Origin of the sequence: Paenibacillus sp. FSL H3-0333 (assembly GCF_038002805.1) — a bacterium.
Lineage (GTDB): Bacteria > Bacillota > Bacilli > Paenibacillales > Paenibacillaceae > Paenibacillus_AQ > Paenibacillus_AQ silagei.
In genome coordinates this window covers 7497840-7518163 of record NZ_JBBODG010000001.1, presented here as the reverse complement: position 1 = coordinate 7518163, position 20324 = coordinate 7497840, and the positions used below count along the sequence as shown (strand labels likewise).

Below are 20324 nucleotides of genomic sequence, written 5' to 3'. Positions count from 1 at the left end.
GTCGTCGATAATTAATCGGTGACTGGTTATTTAGGTTTATATAAAGTAGTTGTTATCGAACGGTATTATCAAAGATAACGTGAGATGTGCAATTATGATCTTCGAAGAAGGATGTGTTTTAGGGTGGACTAAAGCGATGAGGGTATGTGAGGTTATTTACAGTGAGTGTTCACAGGATATTGACTCCCTTTTTGAAAGTAGTTCAATCATACACGTTGTAGAGGTCCTGAATGCTAGGGAAGTATAGGATCATAGCACGAAACAAAAAAAAGTTGATTTCCATTATGAGTTTTTAACAAAAGGAGCTTTTGCTGGTATTTTAATTTAAGGCTTTCTTCCTCTTACGAAATACGTACCTCTTAATTAATTTATTTATCTTGTGACAAGAGCTGTACCTGATAATCTTACTTACTTTCTCCCAACAACTCACCAACAGAAACCTCCAGAGCCTTCGCAACTGCCACCACCTCATAATCCTGAACAAGCCTATGCTGGCCTTCCAATCTTGATAAACTGGTTGGACTGATGTCCAATCCAAAAGTCTGTAACCGGGCAAGGAAATCCTTCTGCTTCATTTTCTTAGCTTTGCGAATTGCTACGACTCGGCTCCCGATGATGTTTTTGTCACCTGGGGGCTCTTTGCGATGTCTCATTTCCGTGTCACCTCACAATATTAACCAAATTGTATGCGAGGTAAGTATTGTTTTAATGCGGATATCGAATTAAAATAAAATAAACCGATAACCGCATTAAAATTTCTATACATCGTCTACTACCATAGCTTTGCCAGAAAGGTGAGGGTGCAATGCAGAATCTTATCCACAAGTATGAGGAGGAGAAGCGCAGGCTGAATGAACTTGGGCAGAGGTTACTGGAAGAAGGGGTTCCGTTAAGCACAAATGAGACGATTCAGGCTCAGAGTCGCAAGGTGGATGAACTTATTAATCAGATGTATCAAGAAAGGAACGGATACTCAGAGGTTTTCCGTTTAAACTTCTGTCCAGGGGGAGATGTGGTGAGTTTTCCAGTGTGGTTTATACAAACAATTCAGGGTCGATTAAATGAGGTTACAGCACAAATAGAATATGAGTCCGAGCCTAGACAAGCTTTTGAAGAGGAAAGTGATGCGTTTCAAGCGTTGTTTGACTCCTTAGACATCGCACGTATGCCGAAATTTGAGGATTGGGAAAATAAACTGCAGGTAAAGCAATCCGTTATTTACGAACGCCTTTATCTTCAGGGACTAAAGGATGGAATGCAGCTTGCACAATCCTTTAATGCTCCTTCTGTTCTCTCAGAATAAGAATAGATAATAATATAAGCATACTCATGTTTGGGCTGTTCATGCGACAGTCCTTTTCTTATGCCTATTTTCGGAAGGGAATCCTTCCCATATTGTCGAATTACCATACATATTGTAAATCCTGATGACTGGAGTTAACCGAAATGATCAAACAACTACGAAGCTGGTGGAAGGATACAGAGATTCCTAACTTAATCGGGCGTAAAAAAGTGGACTTTTCTATATTCCGTGATGGCACTCATATTCCGGTGGAGTTTTATCCTGATTTCTTAGAAGCTAATCAAGGTCAACAACCAAACCTGGGTAAAGGGCAACCGATTAAGTTAGTTCATGATGAGCGAAGTTATGAAGCAATATTAATTAATATTAATCAAAAGTCTACAGGCCGCGAAGTGCTTCACCTCCGTTATAACGGAAATAAAACATTGAAGGATTTATTGGTTAGTACCTTCTCCCATTCCTACTCCTACATCTTGCAAGAAAGAGAAAATCAACAATCTGATGTGGATGTGAAGAAACCCCAAGTCGTCGTCCCTGAAGATCAGGCGGAATACATAGATTTCTATGCGACGGGTTTTCCTTTTGAATACCGTCTAGAGTTCCTTACCTATCAGCCGAATCCTAGTGTGTGGTGGGTTAATCAGGGGACTTCTATTCAGGCGGAGAAGGAAGAGGGGATTCTGTGGGCGCCTTTACTGAATACTCAAGGGCGTAAACTATATCACTGGGAGACGATGAAGGAAGTTCAAGAAGGCGATATCGTTCTTCATTACTCGAATAAAGCTATTCGTTATGTGAGTCAGGTTACTGCTGCGGCAGTGGAAGCTCCTAAGCCAAGCTCCATGGCGAATACAGGTTGGCAGGAAGAGGGACGGCTAATTCGCACTACTTATGTAGAATTGATTCCGCCCATTGCGCTGCAACAATTCAATCAGCAAATCATGCAATTGAATATCACCCAAGGGCCACTCCATACTGGAGGCGGAGTGAATCAAGGATATTTGTTCCGCTTCTCAAGACAAGGTCTTCAAGTGCTTCAGGCGCTTACGGCAGAAGTGAACTGGCCTGAGTTTGCTATTCTAGATCAAGAAGAGGCTGCTTCCAATATGGAGAGCCTACGTGAGGTGATTCCTATTTTACCGCCATCCGATACTAGTATTTCAACCTTCCTCCACCACATCCAATCACACATCCGCCGCCAAGGCTTCTTTTTCCCGGAGCATCTGATCGAGAACTTCTACCTGTCGCTGAAGGCGAAGCCGCTGGTGATTCTGGCGGGGATCTCGGGGACGGGGAAGACGAGGCTGGTGAAGCTGTTTGCAGAGGCGCTGGGGGCGACAAGGGATAATGGGCGGTTCAGGCTGATTCCGGTGCGGCCGGATTGGAGTGATCCTGCGGATCTGCTGGGGTATAAGGATCTGTCGGGCAGGTTCCAGCCGGGGCCGGTGATGCAGGTGTTCGTGGAGGCGCGGCAGCCGGAGAACCGGCATCAGCCGTATTTTATCTGCCTGGATGAGATGAACTTGGCCCGGGTGGAGCATTATTTCAGTGATCTGCTAAGTGTGCTGGAGACGCAGGAGTGGCGGGAGGGGGAAATTCAGACACAGGCGCTGATCTCTCCGGCTGCGCTGGGGAACCCTGAGGATGAGCGGACCTACGGCGGCCTGGGCATCCCGGAGAATGTGTTCCTGATCGGGACGGTGAATATGGACGAGACCACGCACCCTTTTAGCAAAAAAGTCCTCGACCGCGCCAGCACCCTGGAGTTCAATTACATCAATCTGCAGCAGTATCCGCAAGAGGCGGTTCAGGATGCAGACGTTCCCGCTCTACTTGCGGAGCTGAATCATCTGTTCGTCCGTTCGGATTATCTGAAGCTGGCAGATGCCTACGATAATTATCAGGAGCTCGTGGTGCGGACGACCGGGAGACTGGTGAAGATCAACGCGCTGCTGGAGGATATTCATGCTCATGTGGGGTTCCGGGTGCGGGATGCGGTTTGCTTTTATATGATCTATAACGAGCGGTATGGCCTGATGGATGAGGAAGAGGCGTTCGACTGGCAGCTGCTGCAAAAGATTCTCCCGCGCATTCAAGGCAGTCATTCCTCAGTGCGCCGGGTTCTGCTGAGCCTGATCAAGGAGGCCATTGGCAATGGGACGAGCTTAACGTTCAATATGGAATTGCTCATGGAGGATGCGTCGCCTCTCTATCTGGCATGGGCTGGCGGGAAAACTCCGCCTGGGCTGAAGCATCCGCAGAGTGCCCGCAAATTGGCGTACATGCTTAGGAGGCTGGAGGAAGATGGATTCACCTCATACTGGCTCTCGTGACCAGGCGGTAGAATTGCTGCGGGTGGAGACGGAGCTGTTCACGCTGTATCTCCTGGGGAAGCCCTATCATCCTACGGTGGAGACGTTGCAGCTGCATCGTTCCTCAGAGCAGGAGTGGGTGGAGGCTACGCTTGGCATCACTTGCTCGGAGCGGCTGGGTGAGATGCAGATTAAGGTGTTCTCGCCGGAAACGTATGGGCTGGTGGAGTGGGTGCCGGGGGAGACGGCTTTTCCTTGCTTTTATGAGACGCAGTCTTACGAGCTGGTGGTTCAGCATAAGCAGGTGGAGAGTCTTACGTTCTATCATGAGAATGTGCTGCTCCGGCAGGCGGTGAAGCCGCTGGGGGACTCTATTCTGGCCGGCGTGCTGAACTTCAGGAATGAGGTCGGGCTGACGGAATGGGAGCTTCGCGGAGCGGGGAAGATGCTGTTGCGGGTGGAGATGGAGATTTTCCCCTCGAAGATGGATTATAAGCTGGATTACCAGAATATTCTGCATGAAGTAAATGCGCAGATCTATAATCTGGCCTTCGACTTCCTGCGCCGGACCTACCAGCTCACCGGGCTGCGGGAGACCCCGCATCAGAGTCTGACGGAGTTCTTCACGATCCTCCAGCACATCTTAAGGCAACTGCTGGATGCGGTTGAACGGATCAACAAGAACCCTCACTATGCGCTACTCCAGGAACGGAGGCTCATGGATGCGGGCCGGGTCAAGCAAGCTGGAAGGGAGAACATCCGCGAGCTCGCCAAGCACCCTGAACGGTTAAGGGAGGATGCGAAGCACGGATTCCTGACGATTGGTAACCGCAGCTACACGGCCACACATTTAATGGAGACGCGCAGGCGCCTCGCCTATGATACGAATGAGAACCGCTTCGTCCGCTGGATGCTGGAACGGGTTCGCGGGAAGCTGAAGGAGCTTAAGCTCCGCTGGAGAGAGAATAGCCGAACCTCAGACCCCTTGCTGATGGCAAGGCTGGATTCCATGCTTAAGCAGATTGACCGGGTGCTGCAGATGGATTTTGTGCGTGAGGCGGGTGTGATGAAGCAGATGTCTGTTACACTGGTGCTGCAGATGGCCCCTGGGTATCGTGAGGTCTACCGCTTTTATCTCATGCTGCTTAAAGGTCTGTCGATCCAAAGCGATCTTCTCCGGCTATCCATGAAGGATGTCGCGCAGCTCTATGAATACTGGTGCTTCCTGAAGCTGAATCAGCTGCTGGGGCAGAAGTATAAGCTGGTGAAGCAGAATATCATCCGGGTGAACCGGAGCGGGATCTTTGTGACTCTGGACCGTTCGCAGAGCGCTAAGATGGTCTATGAGAACCCGGTGAACGGCGAGCAATTCATCCTGTATTATAACGCGATTCCGGGCACGGATCAGACGCCGACACTGAGCCAGCGGCCGGACAATGTGCTCACCTTGAAGAAGAAGGATGCGGGTCAGGTGAAGCAGTATAAGTATGTTTTTGACGCCAAGTACCGCTTGAATCCTGCCTATCCAGGCACGCCCTATGAGAAAAGGTACAAGCAGCCCGGGCCGGAGGAGGACGACATTAACACAATGCACCGCTACCGGGATGCGATTGTGTATCAGGAGCAGAGCTCCGGGGAGTATGAGCGCAGCATGTTCGGGGCGTATGTGTTATTCCCTTATCCGGACGAGGAGCGGTTCAAGAGCCACCCGTTCTACCGGAGCATTGAGCTGCTCAACATCGGCGCTTTTCCGTTCCTGCCGAATGCCACCGGTCTGGTGGAGCAATTCCTGGAGGAGATCATCCGTGACAGCCCAGAGAAGGCCTACGAACGCTCCACACGCCCGCGTGGCACGAAGGAGTATTATGCCGACAAGCTGGCGGGCAAGAATGTGCTGGTTGGATCGGTGCGGGGGCCGGAGCAGGTGGGGGTGGCGTTGCGGAACGCTTTTTATCATATGCCGCTTAAGAATCTTGCCAGCCAGAAGCTGCTTACCCAGATTGAATACATCGCGATGTGCCAATCCCGCAAGAAGTTCATCCATTCGGCCAAAACAGGCATTCACTGGGTAGGCAAGGTAGCCGATTGGAAGGTGCTGCGGCGTAAGGAGATTACCGAGGTTCCTTGCAGGCCGGGTACAGAAGAGGAGTTGTATGTACGGTTCACCATTGAAGAATGGAAGAGGTTGGCCGACCCTATCGCGCTAGGCGGGCAAGGGATTTATACAGTGCTCCATACCAGCAAATATATTCTGGACCGGGCCCTGGAGCTTGCTGAGCTTCGGCTGGATACGGAGACCGAGCTGCGGGAATGGCGGGAGAAGCGCCGCAGGGGTAGAGTGAAGGTACAGCTGGATCATGAGGAGTATGTGGATTTGGGGAGAGTGGTGGAGGTTAGGAATATTTGAAGAAGAGAGTAAGCATAAAGAGGAATAGAACAATGCTGATGACAGAGGTGAAGTATGCCCGTTGAGAGAAGTCTGCCGAATTATTATCAGAGCTTTAGCAAGGAATTAGACGTTGCAAAAAATCGGGTGAGAGATATCATCGGAAATGCTCATTGGATATCTGATGGGACACACAAAGAGGCTATTTTGCAGGATGTAATAAAGAGATTTATTCCTCAGAAGTATTCAGTTTCAAGTGGATTTATTCTCTCCAACGATGGGGAATCCTGTAGTAAGCAACTGGACATTATTATTTATGATCAAGCTTCTCCGTTGCTTTTTAATGGGCCTAACTTTGTCATTGTTCCAGATCAATATGTTAGAGCCGTAATAGAAGTGAAGACCAGCTTAAGTGTGGGGACGAAGTTGAAAGATGCTCTAGAAAATCTCTATACCGTACAATCAATAATGGAGCGGGCTTCTGACAACGTTTATTTTGGGATATTCTCATATGGCTATCAGGATTATCGAAGCATTGGACCAGAACTTGTCGCACAACGGTTATTTACGAGAATCCAAGAATTCTACCGGGATAAAAGACAGCGTTATGATGGGATGGATCTACAATTTTTGCAGACGAGAACTTTAACGTCTTTATGTATTAATAGGCAGATATATGGCCTACATTGGAATAATACAGCTCATAATAATCCTAAATTTGGATTATATAATACCCGAGAACAGTCTTTCAATTATTTTGTGTCCAATCTATTAAGTACATTAGATAATGATGCAATTACACTTTCAAAACCGTTATGGTTTCCTCAGTCGAAGGAGTCTAGTGTGCTTCTTAAGGAGAGGATTGAGCTTTAATCAAGTGAGATCAAATCATAAAGATGATGAACACTCCATACACAAGGAGGCCAGGCCAGCCATGGACACCCCGGAACATATCCAGAAGATCCACGATGAACATCGAAAGGAATGGTTATCGGCTAAGCCAGAGGCGCGTATAATACGTTTCTATGAGACGGATAAGCCTTATGGCTGTTTTTCTAATTTTGCCAAGTATCCGATTCTGTTAAAAGGCAAAGAGTGGGCGACATCAGAGCATTATTTCCAGGCGCAGAAGTTCGCAGGGACTGAGCATGAAGAGGAGATCCGGCTTGCCAGTACGCCTATGATCGCAGCCAGGATGGGTCGGGAGCGGAATCGACCGCTGCGGCCGGATTGGGAGGAGTGCAAGGTTGAGGTGATGCGGGAAGCACTCATAGCCAAGGTAGAACAGCATCCTGTAATCAAGTCCATCTTGCTATCTACCGGGGTTTGCATGCTTGTTGAGCATACCTCGAATGATGCCTATTGGGGAGACGGCGGGGACGGGCAGGGCGGCAATATGCTGGGGAAGCTGCTGATGGAGATTCGGGACGGCCTTGCGGGAATGGAGAGCGAAGCAGTCACCGGAAGCTCTTAAGGAGTACGATGCGTATTTCAATAGATAACTTCATACATTTTCTTACTTTATGAACTGATTTGTGGTATAGTAAAGGCAGAAAAAACGTAGAATACAAAGAGAGCCGTGCAGCGAACACGACTCTCGGAGCAATAGCCGCTTCTAAGGGCGGCGGCTTCAGATGAGTAAGACAGTTAAAGAATAGACCGCTACCCTTCAGAAGGGCGGTCTATTTCTTTTTGAGGTAATTTAGCAGCGCGATAATGAACATGCCGAACATGAACATCAGGGACAATGCTTGATAAACCTCCATTGGCTTCACCTAAAAGCTTTCGCAGAAAGCTACTTCGTAAGCATCAGCTTTTCCGGGAGATTAGCCGACCGCCCATATAAGCCTTTCTATTGCTTCTGCGATTATACCATGAATGGAAAAATTTGAATATACGAACAGCGTAGGCCCAACCTATGGATCCCGCCGGAAGAGTGGGTTTAGGCTAATGAGAGATTTTAAGAGAGTGGTACAATAGGCAGAAGAAAGTATAATGAAAAAAGAGAGCCGTGCGGCTAACACGACTCTCGGGGCAATATCCACTTTTAAGGGCGGTGGCTTCAAGAGGTAAACCAGTCAAAGAATAGACCGATTCCTTTGGTGAGGGCGGTCTATTTTTTTGTAGTAATTTTTAATATACAAACGCAATCGCCATACCCAAGCTCAAAAGCAGGCCAACACCTGCCTTTGGGCTTTTTTCTGTGCCTCTTAAAATCCTCCCTGGAAATTTATTCTTCCATCGTAATACTTCCGCCATGTTCGTTACCGCTCAGATCAGCGATGATAGACCCTGTAAGAAAACGCCAAGCGCGTTCATCCTACATCCGGTTCTTATCAGGGCGGGCGTAACGAGGCGGGGATCTCAGGTGATCCCGCAGTGCCGGCATGTATGTTACGGTATCCTGTACGGTCCGTTGCGGTAAGAGCAGATAAGGGGTTCGATTCCCCGATCGCCTTCACAGCGACGTTGGTTACAGTACTCGATTTCCATCGAGCCACAATTGAAGCACAATCTGAGTAAGGAAACCAGTGGACAGAATCTCTGGCGGCTAGTCTAGCGCAACTGCGGCAGGGCTTTGCAATCCGTGGATACCGATGGTGGGGCAGCAGGGGAGGACTAGGTAAGGACGGAAGGGAACGAAGGCTGGCTGAAGGTTGGGTTAGCCTCAGGTCTCAAGCAGTCCTCCCGGACCTCCCGGCAGACCGCCTGTCTCAAACGTGATTCCGCCCGGTCTGCAGCGGGATTCTGTCATCCATTGGCCAAACATGAAGGGGGTAATACATATGATGTTGAAGCCAATCACGATTCAAGCGGACCAGCGCGGTCTGCTCTTTCATAAGGGAAGTTATGTGAAGCGGCTGCTGCCGGGAACCTACCGTTATTTCTCATGGTCGCAGCATACGGTGGTGGTATTGGATATTGCCAAGCCTTTTAACGCTGGGGGCAAGGACTTGCAGCTGTTCTTACAGGATGATGAGCTCCTGCGGGAGCTTGATGTGGTGCGCGTACAGGATCATGAGAACGTGCTGCACTATGAGGATGGTCAATTCATGCAGCTGCTGAAGCCGGGGGTGTATGCGTATTGGAACCTCCTGAGGAAGCACACCTTCGTGCATACGGATATCCGGCAGCCGGAGCTGCCTGTCGGGATCGACCGCTCGATTATCCCGAAGCTTACTCCATATGTGCAGTGCTACGAAATCGCGAGCTACGAGCAGGGATTCCTGTTCTATGACCATACGCTTCAGCGGGAGCTTACGCCGGGTAAGTATTATTTCTGGAAGGGACCGGTCTCGGTGCTGACGAAGACGGTCGATCTAAGACAGCAGCAGATGGATCTGGTGGGCCAGGAAATGATGACTGAAGATAAGGTCTCGCTGCGTCTGAACTTCGTATGCCAGTACACCATCGTAAGTCCGCACCGCGTTCTGGAGATGAAGGGGTTTGACGAGCAGATCCACATCCAGCTTCAGCTCCTGCTCCGGGAATATGTCGGGACGCTGAAGTTGGACGATCTCCTGAAACGAAAAGAGGATGTTGCCACCTTCATTCTGTCCCGTATCCAGGAGAAGGGAGAAGAATTCGGGGTACGTTTTGTCGGGGCGGGGGTGAAGGATGTGATTCTGCCGGGGGAAATGAAAGACATCCTGAACACCGTCCTGCTCGCCGAGAAGAAGGCGCAGGCGAACCTGCTTACCCGCCGGGAAGAGACAGCTTCAACACGCAGCCTGCTGAATACGGCGAAGCTGATGGACGAGAATCAGACGCTGTTCCGGCTCAAGGAGCTGGAATTCCTGGAGAAAATATGCGACCGGATCGGTTCCATCTCGGTTACGGGCGGCGGCGATCTGCTGGAGCGGTTAAGCTCGCTCATCGGCAGCAATAAGTAGACCACTTAAGATATAAGTAAAAGACGCCCGGGAATGTCTCCCCGCAGCGTCTTTATTTGTTGCCTTATTGATAAGTCCCTGTATACTTCGGCGATACCAGCTTAGTGCCGGTGGCTTCTTTGAGTTCCTGGACACGGGCATTCTTCGCGGCTTCGATATCCTTCAGGCCCAGCTTGTCCAGGGTGGCGAGGGCTTCGGTGTAGACGGATTCGAATTCGGCATCACTTTTAGCGAAAATGATTTTGGGAACGACTTGTGCCCAGTAGACATTGATTTTCGCTTCGGCATTGGCTTCCTTGGAGCCGGGCTCATAGGCATCGAACAGGTTGCCGGAATCCATAACGTCATTACTGAACATATATTTGGCTGTGCCGGAGAACAGCTTGTCCATGTATTCCGTCTGCTCGGTCTTTTCGGCTTCTTTGACATCCTTCAGCCATACTTCATTGACCATCCACCAGATGGAGTCGAAGCCCCATTTCTTGGAGGCGGCGTTCCAGTCCTTATTGATGGCTTCCTCAATCTCGGTGTTCAGCTTGTATTTGCCGTCTGCCGTTACCGTGAAGGTCTCGCCTTCCTTGCCGAAGCTGTTGACGGTCTGGCCATGCTCGCTGTACAGATATTCCAGGAACTGAATCGCGCGGTCCTGCTGCTTGGACTTTTTGTTAATAAAGGTTAAGGTCCAGCCTTTGTTGAGCGATCTGCCGTATTGCGGCAGCGTGCCTTCCTTGGACTGAATAGCGTCAACGGTTACATATTTCGCTTCTTTATCGGCTTGGTAGAGATTGTTGACCGGGTCTTTGTAGTCGGCGTAGCTGCCGATCTTCATGAAGATCGAGCCCTGCGTCATTTTCTCCGCAATCTGGTTGTGGTCGCTTGTGAAGTTCTCCAGTGACAGCAGATCTTCCGAATACAGCCGGTTGACGAACTTCAGCACGTTCTTGAATTCGCTGGTGCGGCGGACATCCGAATAAGAGCCATCCTCTGTCTCGCTAACGGCGCCGAAGGAGCCGCTCAGCACACTCAGGGAGTCGTTGATATATTTATCCTTATCGTCCAGATAGACTGGAATGACATCCATGCCGTTATATTTCACCCCGGCGGCCTTCACCTTCTTCAGCGCTGCAATCAGGGAATCCTCCTGCTGCAGGTCTTCCATGGTAATGCCAAGATCATTCATGATGTCCTGGCGGACCAGAATCTGGCCGTTGGAGCGTTCATTGTAGAACTTCTTCACCCCGGGATACTGATCCAGCATCTCCGGAGATACATAGTAGTTCGGAATGGAGTAGAGATTGCCGTCCGGCTGGGTGTACCAGTCTACCATGGATGGCGGCAGAATGGTGGTCAGGTACGGATCATACTCCTCCATCAGCTTGTTAAGGGGAGCCACCGTGCCGCTGCTCATCAAGGTCTGGATCAGCGAGTTGCTGTTCCAGCGGTCCAGCGTGATAATGTCGGGCAGATTGCCGGTTGCCATCATCACGTTGAATTCGGAGTTCACATCATTCCCTGCGAGTACATAATCTACGCTGACGCCGGTCTCCCCGGTAATAAGCTTGTCTACATAGTTGTTCTGTGCATCCCATTTCTTGGAGTACCCCGGTACGCCTACATACCAGGACAAGGTGGCAGGCGCCGTGTTGGATTTCCAGCCGGGATCTGAGGATGTTGCTATATTTGCGCCTGTGTCCCCGCTGCCGGCAGTCGCTGTAGGCGACGGGGTGGTTTCGTTATTGGCGTTGCCCGCTTTGGAGCAGCCGGTTAATACGAGTGTCAGACTGAGACAGATGGATAATAAGGCCGTTGCTGTTTTCTTCATTTTTTTACCCCCAAGTTATCATCGTAAGCTATATGTTCATCCCACCTTAAGGCGGATTTATCCTTTGACAGAGCCTATGAGCATGCCCTTGATGAAATACTTCTGTACAAAAGGATAGATCAGCACAATCGGGAGCGATGCGGCGACCATGGCGGCCAATTGCAGGGTTGTTGTCGTGACGGTACTGTGCGATGTGCCGACGGTGCCCGACATATTAGCCAGCAGTAGAGCGGCTTCCGTGCTTTGAACCAATTTCAGGATATAGAGCTGGACCGTCTGCAGATGATCCCCGAACGTATAGATCATGGCGTCATAATAAGCATTCCAGTGGCCGACAGCCGTGAAGAGCGAGACCGCGGCGATCACGGGCTTGGATAAAGGTAGAATAAACTTGAAAAAGATGGTGTATTCCCCGGCCCCGTCGATTTTGGCGGATTCGATCAGCGCTTCCGGCAGCTCGGCGAAATAGGAGCGGAACAGAATCACGTTCCAGAAGCTGAACAAGGCCGGAATAATGAACACCAGGAAGTGATTGTAGAGCCCCAGCGAGTTGATCAGAATGAAGAACGGAATCATTCCGCCGCTGAGGTACATACTGCTGAGTCCCAGCATGGAGTAGAATTTCCGGTATTTGAGGTTCCGGCGTGAGAAAGCGTAAGCGAACATAGCTGTAAACACAATATGGGTGAACGTACCGATCACCGTCCGGGCCACCGTAACCCCGAAGGCCCGGATCAGAGCGCTGTCGCTGAACAAAGCGCTGTAGTTGTCCCAGGTGAACTGCCGGGTGAACAGGTACACGCCGCCTCTGGCGTAGTCCGCGCCTTCGTTGAAGGAGCCGATCACGGAATACCAGAACGGATAGAGCGTAAATACAATCAGAATGAGCATAATCAGAACATTGCATGCATTAAACAGATGTTCCCGCCATGAGCGATCCTTAACCACGAGCGTACCCCCCTAGAAGATTCCTCTTTTTGTTATTTTTTTGGCCGTGAGGTTGGCAAGATAGAGCAGGACGAGCGCAATGACCGTCTTCATCAGACCCACAGCCGTAGCGTATTCCATACGGAACTCCCTGAGCCCCACCTTGTAGACATAAGTGTCAATGACCTCGCTGCTATCAATATTCAGAGGATTCTGAAGCACGAAGAACTGGTCGAAGCCGCTATTCAGGATATTACTGATGGAAAATACGAGCAAAATGACAATCGTGCCGGTAATGGATGGCAGTGTAATGTGCCAGATGCGCTGGAAGCGTGTGGCCCCGTCCATGTAGGCCGCTTCATACATTTCCTGATCGATGCCCGCAATGGCGGCGAGATAGAGAATGGCCCCCCAGCCCAACTCCTTCACGAGATTCGTCAGCACGGCAAGCAGCCAGAAGTAGTCCTGTTCCCCAAGGAAATGGATCGGCTCGGAAATGATCCCAAGCTGCAGCAGCACATAGTTAACGACACCGCTGCTCGGCGACAGAATGTTGATAATCAATCCGCCGAAGATGCTCCAGGAGATAAAATGAGGCAGATAAGTGACTGTCTGCGTCAGCTTTTTGAAATGCTGGGAAGTCAGCTCGTTGAGCATCAGCGCAAACAGGATGGTCAGGGGGAAGTTGATAAGCAGCCCCAATAGATTGATGCCAAGCGTATTGCGCAGCATATTCCAGAAGTTGATATCGTTCACGAACTCCTTGAAATTGTCCAAGCCGACCCATTCTGCCGTAAAGATGCCTCTGATCCCTGTGACGATGTTATATTCCTTGAAGGCAATCAGTACACCGTAGAGCGGAATAAATGTAAAGACGAGAATGAATATAATACCGGGAAGAATCATGGTCTGAAGCGACAGCTGATCCTTGTTCCGGAAGTTCCTGCCTGTGCCCGGGGATTTGCGCGCCGCGAGCGTAGCCTCTGAATCTGTCATCTGGCAACCTCTTTTCTCTTGTGCTTCATCAATTGTAAGCGGATTAAGAAAGCGATAACAGGATTGGAGGTTATGAAAAGGTATCATTATTCATCCTGAACAGACAAAAAGCCCCTCCTTTCGCGTGAGCGAAGCGGGGAGCCTGCGGTCATGAGACAGAGTGGGGCGGAGGAAGCTCCGCTTAGGTTGAATTCACCGGGATTGCTTCTGGAATTCCTTCGGACTGACCCCGAAATAGCTTTTGAAGACGCGGGAGAAGTTCTTGGGGTTGCTGTAGCCGAGCTGCTCGGATACTGTGTGGATTTTGACATTGAGTCCGCTGAGGGCCTGCCTGGCGTATTCCATCCGCTTCATCGTGACATAATCCTGGAAGTTGACCCCGGTGCTGTCCTTGAACATTTTACTGAAATAGTTATAGCTCATATTACAATAATTAGCGATAAAAGCCATGTTGATGCCGTTCAGCAGCTGCTCCTGCACATAGGTCTTGGCAATCTCCACTACATCACCGCTGTGCACCAGACTCTCGCGGGCTTCGATCATGTGCAGGATGCAGGACTTGAGGTACAGCCGCAGGGCCTCGCTTCGTTCGAAGGTAGAGAGGTCGCGCTTCTGGCCGGGCAGCCAGCCGATCGTGTGCAGAATGATATCGTAATTATGGCGAATGCTGTTCATGCTGCTGCTCTTCAGGGCCTCTTCGTTAAAATAATGCTGGATCAGTGGGAGCACCTGCTCCCGGCGCCCCATATCGATCAGCTCCACCAGCGTTCTCAGATGCTCCGACTTGATCCGATTGTCTTCCTTGTTCAGTGTGTCCTCGTATACAATAAGGCTCTGGCGGGAGGTGATCAGCTTGTACTGGAGCGTGTCCAGTGCGCTCTGGTAGGCAAAGGCCAAGCCGCTCGTGCGGCTACCGGACTCAGTAGCACCGGCTGCTTCGGGATGAACCGCGCCGGGTGCGCAGTAGACCGCAGCACCGACAGCTACCGCGGCGGTGCCATCCGCCAAGAACGGCTGGAGCAGCTTGTGTATGCCGCCAGCATCATACAGCTGATCATTATAGTTGAGCCAGAGGACCAGGTCATTATGGCGGTTATAGAAGGGGAGCAGCGTAAGCTGGGGCTGCTCCCAATCGGCGGCCAGCAGAAGATGCTCCCAATTGCCGCCGGTGGAAGGCTCGTGCGGAGCCGGTTGGCTCACAGAGACGATGGCCGCCGCAGTGACAGGATGAGGGAAGCGGCAGCCCAGCTCATCCAGTACGGCCTGGATGGCATCATGGTCATCCGGGGCAGTGTGCAGAACCTGATTCATGCCCCGGCTGGCTTTCTCCAGCAGGGCTAGTTTTTGCTCGGAGTGGCCTTCAAGGTCCTGTTGCTGCTCCTGCTGAAGCTCGTGCACCGTCTTGTTCAGCACCTCGGCAAGGTCGCCGGAATGGACGGGCTTCAGCAGATAGTCGCGCACGCCTAGCTTGAAGCTCTCCTTCACCAGATGGAAATCATCGTATCCGCTGATGACGATGATCTTATGGCGCTGGTGCCGTCCCTTAAGCGTACGGATCATCTCCAGCCCGCCCATGCCGGGCATGTTGAGATCTGTCAGCACGATCGGCGGCTCTTTCCGCGCGATCACCTCCAGCGCATCCGCGCCATCGCGCGCAGTCAGCAGCGGGCCGATATGAGGCACCTTCAGGTATTCGATAATATCCTGAAGGCCCTCGCGTACCATTTTCTCATCATCTACGATCAACAGCTTGTACATCCCTGTGCCCTCTCATTCATAAGGAATTCTAATCTGAACCTTCGTATAGTCATTGCTCTTGCCCTCCATGGTAATGGGGTAGGCGTCGCCGTAATACAGGCGCAGTCTGGAGTTGATATTGTGCAGGCCGATGGAGCGGCGGGGCGGCTCGGCCGCAGGGTCCTCGTAATGGAGCGGGGCGCGGAACTGTTCATTCAGGCCGGCAATCTGTTCTTCCTGCATCCCCCAGCCGTTATCGGTGATATCGATGATGACCTGCTGCCGAATGGCGTAGGCCCGCACCTGGATATGCAGCAGCTCCCGCCGGGCGGTTTGCCCGTATTTAATACTGTTCTCGACGATCGGCTGGAGCAGGAACTTGATCACCGGAAAGGTTTTTAACGATTCCTGGACCTCAATGTCCAGCCTAATTGCCTTGCTGCTGCTCAGCGATTGCAGACTGACGTACTTGCGGATTAAGCCGATCTCCTCGTTCAGCGTCGTATGCAGGGTATTGTCGCTCAGGTTGTAGCGCAGGATCTGCCCGAAATCCGCCAGCCGGTCCGCCGTATCGAAGATCCTGGCCTTAATCAGCTGCATCCGGAAGATGTCTAGAGTGTTGTATATGAAATGCGGGTTGATCTGATATTGCAGCGCCTTGATCTGGGCTTCCTTGCGCAGCCGCTCCTTCATGACCACCCGGTGGATCAGCTCGTTATTGCGCTCGATGAGATCGTTGAAATCATGCGCGAGTTGTCCCAGTTCATCCGGCCTGTTATCTGGAATGCGGATCGAATTGTTGCCGGTAATGACCTGGCGCATGACCGACACAATTTTGTTGAGCCGCAGAAAAATCATTTTGAACATGAAATAACAAGTGATCATCAGCAGCAGAATACTGAATACGATCAGCAGGATCTGATTCCAGACATTTTTGCGGACAGAGGCATTGAGCTGCTCCAGCGACACCTTGTACACCAGGCTTTGGCCGATGGAATCGAGGTTACGATGCAAATATAAATATTCTCCCTGGATAAAATAAGCTCTCTTATCGCCGATATGCTGCTGCAGGATGGCTGCTTCCTCTGCTTCGTCCAGCTCTGCAGTAGACAGACCGATATGGCCGCCGGCATAGAGGAATTGGGCGTTCGACAGATTGGCGGGCTCCTCCTCGATGCTGAACAGGCTGTCCTCGGCCAGCGTGACCACGGCCAGTCCCAGCATGCCGCGGGCAGGCGAATACAGCTTGGTAAGCAGTGTATATTTCCTGCGCTCATCTTGTAAGCTGGCGGGGCCCAGCTCACGGTCATCCGGCAACAGCCACAGCCGGGTCTCCGAATCCTTTTGCACAAATTGCTGTAGCTTGGGATGAGAAGAGTAGTTGCTCAGATGAAAGAAATAAGGCCACGACTCCGGGATGGCGTCATTCCCCATATAGACACGGATGGAATAATCGTCACTCTCCGAGAAGGCGGTCGCATATTTGATAATAGGCGTGACGGTGTCCAGATATTCCTTCAGAAATTCCGATTGATCCCCCAGATAGGGGTCATTGATGAATTCGAGCATTTTGTTGTTCCGGCTGACCATGGAGGTCAGGTCTGATGCCACCTGGATGCGGCCTTCAATATCCCGATAGGATTGGTCGAAGGCATGGGACATATTGGTGATGAAGCTGTCCTGGATGTTGCGCGTGGTATGGGTGCTGTTCCACACGAGCAGGACGGAGAGCAGAATAAAGGGAATGGTATAGAACACTATCATTTTGACCATAATGCTGTTTCTTCGTTTGGATATCATGGCTTTGTCACCTTCTGCGGCAGATCTTTACGGGTCCGGGAAGCCGGTCGCCGTATGGGTATTTATGATCTACTATGAATGCTGCCGTCCAAAAGAACAATCGAAAATGCATTAATGTTCATTTTGTGCGATTGGTTCCCTCCCTTTGTACTAACGTCTTTCGTTCCGCTTTTCTACAATAGAAGTATTACAACGCAGAAAGGTTTTGACCTAAATGAGAGAACGGTTAAGCATGGACAAGGATTGGCTGTTCCATCACGGAGATATAGCTATCCCGGTGGAAAACAGCCACAAAGCGGTATACGGCAACGCCAAAGCAGGCGGCATTATGGGAGCAGCCAGTATTGAATGGAACGATAATGAGTGGGAGACGGTGGGGCTTCCGCATGACTGGTCTTACCGCCAGCCGTTCGACCGCGAGGGCGGGGTGCCGGACTTCGGCTACAAGCCGCGCGGCATTGGCTGGTACCGCAAGAAGTTCAAGCTGGAGCCGTCCGACAACGGCAGACAGCTGCTGCTGGAGTTCGACGGGATCGCCACCTATGCGACGATTTATTTGAACGGCAGCGTGCTGGGGCGGAACTTCTGCGGCTATACCAGCTTTGTGGTGGATATAACGGACAACGTCTTCTATGGCGACCGCCCTAATCTGCTGGTGGTGAAGGTGGATGCCTCGGTGTCCGAGGGCTGGTGGTATGAAGGTGCGGGCATCTACCGCCATGTGTGGCTTACGAAGAAAGATCCGCTGTCCATCGCCGATCGCGGCATCTGGGTCAATCCGGTGAAGCAGGACGGAGGGCAGTGGCTGACGAACGTGGAGACGAGGATTACGAATGAGCGGGAGACGGCAGCGGAGGTTGAACTCCTGTCCCGGGTAGTGCGTGCCGACGGAGCAGTGGTGGCGGAGGAACGGACCGTAGGCCGCGTGGAAGCAGGGGAAGCCGCCGTTCTGAAGCAGGAGCTGCCTGTTAGCTCGCCGCTGCTGTGGGATGTGGAGGCTCCCCACCTGTACAAGCTGCACTCCACCCTGCTGGTGGACGGAGAAGAGCGGGACACGGTCACGACATCTTACGGTTACCGCAGTATTCGGATCTGTCCCAATACCGGATTCTATCTTAATGAACGCCCGCTCAAGATCAAAGGCACCTGCAACCATCAGGACCACGCCGGGGTTGGCGTTGCGTTGCCGGACTCGCTGCATGAATACCGGATACAGCGGCTGAAGGAAATGGGGAGTAACGCTTACCGCTGCGCCCATCACAATCCTGCGCCGGAGCTGCTGGAGGCCTGCGACCGTCTCGGTATGCTGGTGATGGACGAGAACCGTAATTTCGACAGCTCGCCGGAAGGGCTGCGCCAGGTCGGGAATATGGTGACGCGCGACCGCAATCACCCATCTGTTGTGTTCTACAGCCTGTTCAATGAAGAGCCGCTGCAGGGTACACCGGTCGGGCGCAAAATGTTCAAGCGGATGAAGCAGGCAATCCTGCGTCTGGACGATACCCGTCCGGTTCTGGGGGCCATGAACGGCGGCGTTATGGAAGACGGTGGAACGGTCGATGTGATGGATATCGCCGGATTCAATTATATGCATGGCGGCTATGACCGCTTCCACGAGAAGCATCCGGGTCAGCCGATGATCGGGTCCGAGACGGTCAGTGCTTTTGCCACAAGGGGGACTTACGTCAGCGATACCGCGCTGCAGTTTTTTGACAGCTTCGACCGGGAACGGGCGAATTGGGGCAACACCGCAAGAGAGTCGTGGCAAGCCATTAATACCCGCGACTATATGATGGGCACCTTTGTCTGGACAGGCTTCGATTACCGCGGCGAGCCGACGCCTTATGAATGGCCCAGCGTCAGCACCCATTTCGGCATCCTGGATACCTGCGGATTCCCGAAGGATTCGTATTACCTGTACCAGGCGTTCTGGCTGGATGAGCCGGTTGCGCATATCACAGGCGGCTGGAACTGGCCGGGGAAGGAAGGGCAGCCGGTGACCGTCATGACGCATACCAACTGCGATGAAGTAGAGCTGTATGTCAACGGGGAGCTGCGGTACAGACAGGCTGTCGAACTCTATGAGCAATGCCAATGGGAAATTCCTTACGAGCCGGGAACGCTAAGGCTGGAGGGGTATCGTCAGGGCAAGCGGGTCGCTGTGGATGAGAAAATAACGCCCGGGGCAGCTTGCGCGCTGCGCGTGGAGACGAGCAAGCCGGCCCTGCTTGGCGACGGGCGGGACGCGGTAGTTGTCAATGTCTACGCCATCGACGCCGAAGGGCGGTTTGTGGAGACGGCGGGGCAGCGGGTAGCCTTCTCGCTGACCGGCAGCGGCATTATTCTGGGGGCGGGCAACGGCAATCCCAACTCCCACGAGCCGGATCATCTCATGGAGCGCTGCCTGTTCAATGGCTGTCTCCAGCTGATTGTTGGCAGCGTTGGCAGCGATGCGGGGCATACCGCTATTGAACTGACGCTTCAGGGGGAAGGCTTGCAGCCTCTGGTGCAGGTCATCCCGGTAGAAGCGGTGGACGAGCCTCCCTATGTGTTATCCGTTCACGAGCGGTATATCAACAATTGGCTGCTGACACAGGAGCTCTCTCCGGAGCGTCCGGACCCGAATGTGGAGATTCATCCTACGGATATGAATTCCTGGGAGAAGGTCGACGTCAGCTTCGGGCCGCAGCAGCTGCTCCAGGGAGCGGACGGCTATGTGATTTACCGCAGCTCCATCGCCCTGACAGAGCGGGAGAAGAGCAGCAGCCCATATCTGTATTTCCACGCGCTTAGCGGGGATACCGAAATCTATGTCAATGGAAGGCTGCTGGCCAAGCAGACCTCTCCATGGCCTTCTACCCTGGAGGTTGCGCTTGACGATGTGGAGCTTGGCGACGAGACGGTATTGTCCGTGCTGGTCGGTATTCAGCCGGATGTGTACAAACCGGGCATTAACGGTGCTGTTTCGATGGGGTTGAGGGGGTAGAGGCAACTTAAATCCCAAGATGCCGTGTGTTCGTGAGGCTTGTTGCCACAAATTGCAACAATAATAAACAGAGGAATGTTATAAAAGAAAAATAATCGCCCTCCACACCGCTCTGTTGAGCGGATGGAGGGCGATCTTTTTATGAGACACTCTTCGTCTGTA

At 51.8% G+C, this 20324-nt stretch carries 14 protein-coding genes; 7 read left to right on the top strand and 7 right to left on the bottom strand.

All coding sequences use genetic code 11. The features are described 5' to 3' along the window. Positions 1–404 precede the first annotated feature (404 nt). Positions 405–653: a helix-turn-helix domain-containing protein gene (locus MHH78_RS32715; RefSeq protein ID WP_341170165.1), complete on the bottom strand. Its 249-nt coding sequence runs from the start codon at positions 651–653 to the stop codon at positions 405–407. Between the two features lie 152 nt (positions 654–805). Between MHH78_RS32715 and MHH78_RS32710 the strand changes: the two genes are divergently transcribed. From MHH78_RS32710 to MHH78_RS32690, 5 genes are all read left to right on the top strand, one after another. Continuing rightward, positions 806–1303 (top strand): hypothetical protein, encoded by a 498-nt coding sequence (locus MHH78_RS32710; RefSeq protein ID WP_341170164.1) that lies wholly within the window; start codon positions 806–808, stop codon positions 1301–1303. A 509-nt stretch (positions 1304–1812) separates the two neighbouring features. Further along, positions 1813–3636 carry an McrB family protein gene (locus tag MHH78_RS32705; RefSeq protein ID WP_341170163.1) on the top strand — a complete coding sequence of 608 codons (1824 nt, stop codon included), beginning with the start codon at positions 1813–1815 and terminating at the stop codon, positions 3634–3636. Then, a complete protein-coding gene (locus MHH78_RS32700) occupies positions 3608–6022 on the top strand; it encodes a restriction endonuclease-like protein (protein WP_341170162.1) in 2415 nt (804 codons plus the stop codon). Before MHH78_RS32705 ends, MHH78_RS32700 begins: the two co-directional genes overlap by 29 nt. A gap of 54 nt (positions 6023–6076) precedes the next feature. Continuing rightward, positions 6077–6874, top strand: coding sequence for a DUF6602 domain-containing protein (locus MHH78_RS32695; RefSeq protein WP_341170161.1), 798 nt, complete (start codon positions 6077–6079; stop codon positions 6872–6874). Positions 6875–6935: 61 nt separating this feature from the next. After that, on the top strand, positions 6936–7475 hold the full coding sequence (locus MHH78_RS32690; RefSeq protein WP_341170160.1) for an NADAR family protein: 540 nt from the start codon (positions 6936–6938) through the stop codon (positions 7473–7475). Positions 7476–7683: 208 nt separating this feature from the next. On the opposite strand, the gene MHH78_RS32685 is transcribed toward MHH78_RS32690, so the two are convergent. Continuing rightward, the gene (locus MHH78_RS32685) at positions 7684–7767 is read right to left on the bottom strand and encodes a putative holin-like toxin (protein WP_219214875.1); all 84 of its coding nucleotides are present in this window, start codon (positions 7765–7767) and stop codon (positions 7684–7686) included. 1023 nt (positions 7768–8790) lie between these two features. Here MHH78_RS32685 and MHH78_RS32680 point away from each other — a divergent pair. Further along, positions 8791–9894 (top strand): slipin family protein, encoded by a 1104-nt coding sequence (locus MHH78_RS32680; protein WP_341170426.1) that lies wholly within the window; start codon positions 8791–8793, stop codon positions 9892–9894. 64 nt (positions 9895–9958) lie between these two features. On the opposite strand, the gene MHH78_RS32675 is transcribed toward MHH78_RS32680, so the two are convergent. From MHH78_RS32675 to MHH78_RS32655, 5 genes are all read right to left on the bottom strand, one after another. Then, positions 9959–11716, bottom strand: a complete 1758-nt coding sequence (locus tag MHH78_RS32675) for a hypothetical protein (RefSeq protein WP_341170159.1) — start codon at positions 11714–11716, stop codon at positions 9959–9961. A 57-nt stretch (positions 11717–11773) separates the two neighbouring features. Continuing rightward, the gene (locus tag MHH78_RS32670; protein WP_339253561.1) at positions 11774–12664 is read right to left on the bottom strand and encodes a carbohydrate ABC transporter permease; all 891 of its coding nucleotides are present in this window, start codon (positions 12662–12664) and stop codon (positions 11774–11776) included. Between the two features lie 12 nt (positions 12665–12676). Continuing rightward, positions 12677–13639 (bottom strand): ABC transporter permease, encoded by a 963-nt coding sequence (locus tag MHH78_RS32665; RefSeq protein ID WP_341170158.1) that lies wholly within the window; start codon positions 13637–13639, stop codon positions 12677–12679. Positions 13640–13831: 192 nt separating this feature from the next. Next, the gene (locus MHH78_RS32660; RefSeq protein ID WP_341170157.1) at positions 13832–15397 is read right to left on the bottom strand and encodes a response regulator; all 1566 of its coding nucleotides are present in this window, start codon (positions 15395–15397) and stop codon (positions 13832–13834) included. Between the two features lie 12 nt (positions 15398–15409). Further along, positions 15410–17176 (bottom strand): sensor histidine kinase, encoded by a 1767-nt coding sequence (locus MHH78_RS32655; RefSeq protein ID WP_341170156.1) that lies wholly within the window; start codon positions 17174–17176, stop codon positions 15410–15412. A 214-nt stretch (positions 17177–17390) separates the two neighbouring features. Between MHH78_RS32655 and galA the strand changes: the two genes are divergently transcribed. Beyond that, positions 17391–20162: a beta-galactosidase GalA gene (gene galA / locus MHH78_RS32650; RefSeq protein ID WP_341170155.1), complete on the top strand. Its 2772-nt coding sequence runs from the start codon at positions 17391–17393 to the stop codon at positions 20160–20162. Positions 20163–20324 lie beyond the last annotated feature (162 nt).

Excerpts from the sequence above, each read along its gene's own strand:
- MHH78_RS32655 (WP_341170156.1), bottom strand. The coding sequence starts at position 17,176 with ATGATATCCAAACGAAGAAACAGCATTATGGTCAAAATGATAGTGTTC.
- MHH78_RS32675 (WP_341170159.1), bottom strand. The coding sequence starts at position 11,716 with ATGAAGAAAACAGCAACGGCCTTATTATCCATCTGTCTCAGTCTGACA.
- MHH78_RS32665 (WP_341170158.1), bottom strand. The coding sequence starts at position 13,639 with ATGACAGATTCAGAGGCTACGCTCGCGGCGCGCAAATCCCCGGGCACA.
- MHH78_RS32690 (WP_341170160.1), top strand. The coding sequence starts at position 6,936 with ATGGACACCCCGGAACATATCCAGAAGATCCACGATGAACATCGAAAG.
- MHH78_RS32685 (WP_219214875.1), bottom strand. The coding sequence starts at position 7,767 with ATGGAGGTTTATCAAGCATTGTCCCTGATGTTCATGTTCGGCATGTTC.
- MHH78_RS32680 (WP_341170426.1), top strand. The coding sequence starts at position 8,791 with ATGTTGAAGCCAATCACGATTCAAGCGGACCAGCGCGGTCTGCTCTTT.
- MHH78_RS32695 (WP_341170161.1), top strand. The coding sequence starts at position 6,077 with ATGCCCGTTGAGAGAAGTCTGCCGAATTATTATCAGAGCTTTAGCAAG.
- MHH78_RS32710 (WP_341170164.1), top strand. The coding sequence starts at position 806 with ATGCAGAATCTTATCCACAAGTATGAGGAGGAGAAGCGCAGGCTGAAT.
- MHH78_RS32715 (WP_341170165.1), bottom strand. The coding sequence starts at position 653 with ATGAGACATCGCAAAGAGCCCCCAGGTGACAAAAACATCATCGGGAGC.
- MHH78_RS32700 (WP_341170162.1), top strand. The coding sequence starts at position 3,608 with ATGGATTCACCTCATACTGGCTCTCGTGACCAGGCGGTAGAATTGCTG.
- MHH78_RS32660 (WP_341170157.1), bottom strand. The coding sequence starts at position 15,397 with ATGTACAAGCTGTTGATCGTAGATGATGAGAAAATGGTACGCGAGGGC.
- galA (WP_341170155.1), top strand. The coding sequence starts at position 17,391 with ATGAGAGAACGGTTAAGCATGGACAAGGATTGGCTGTTCCATCACGGA.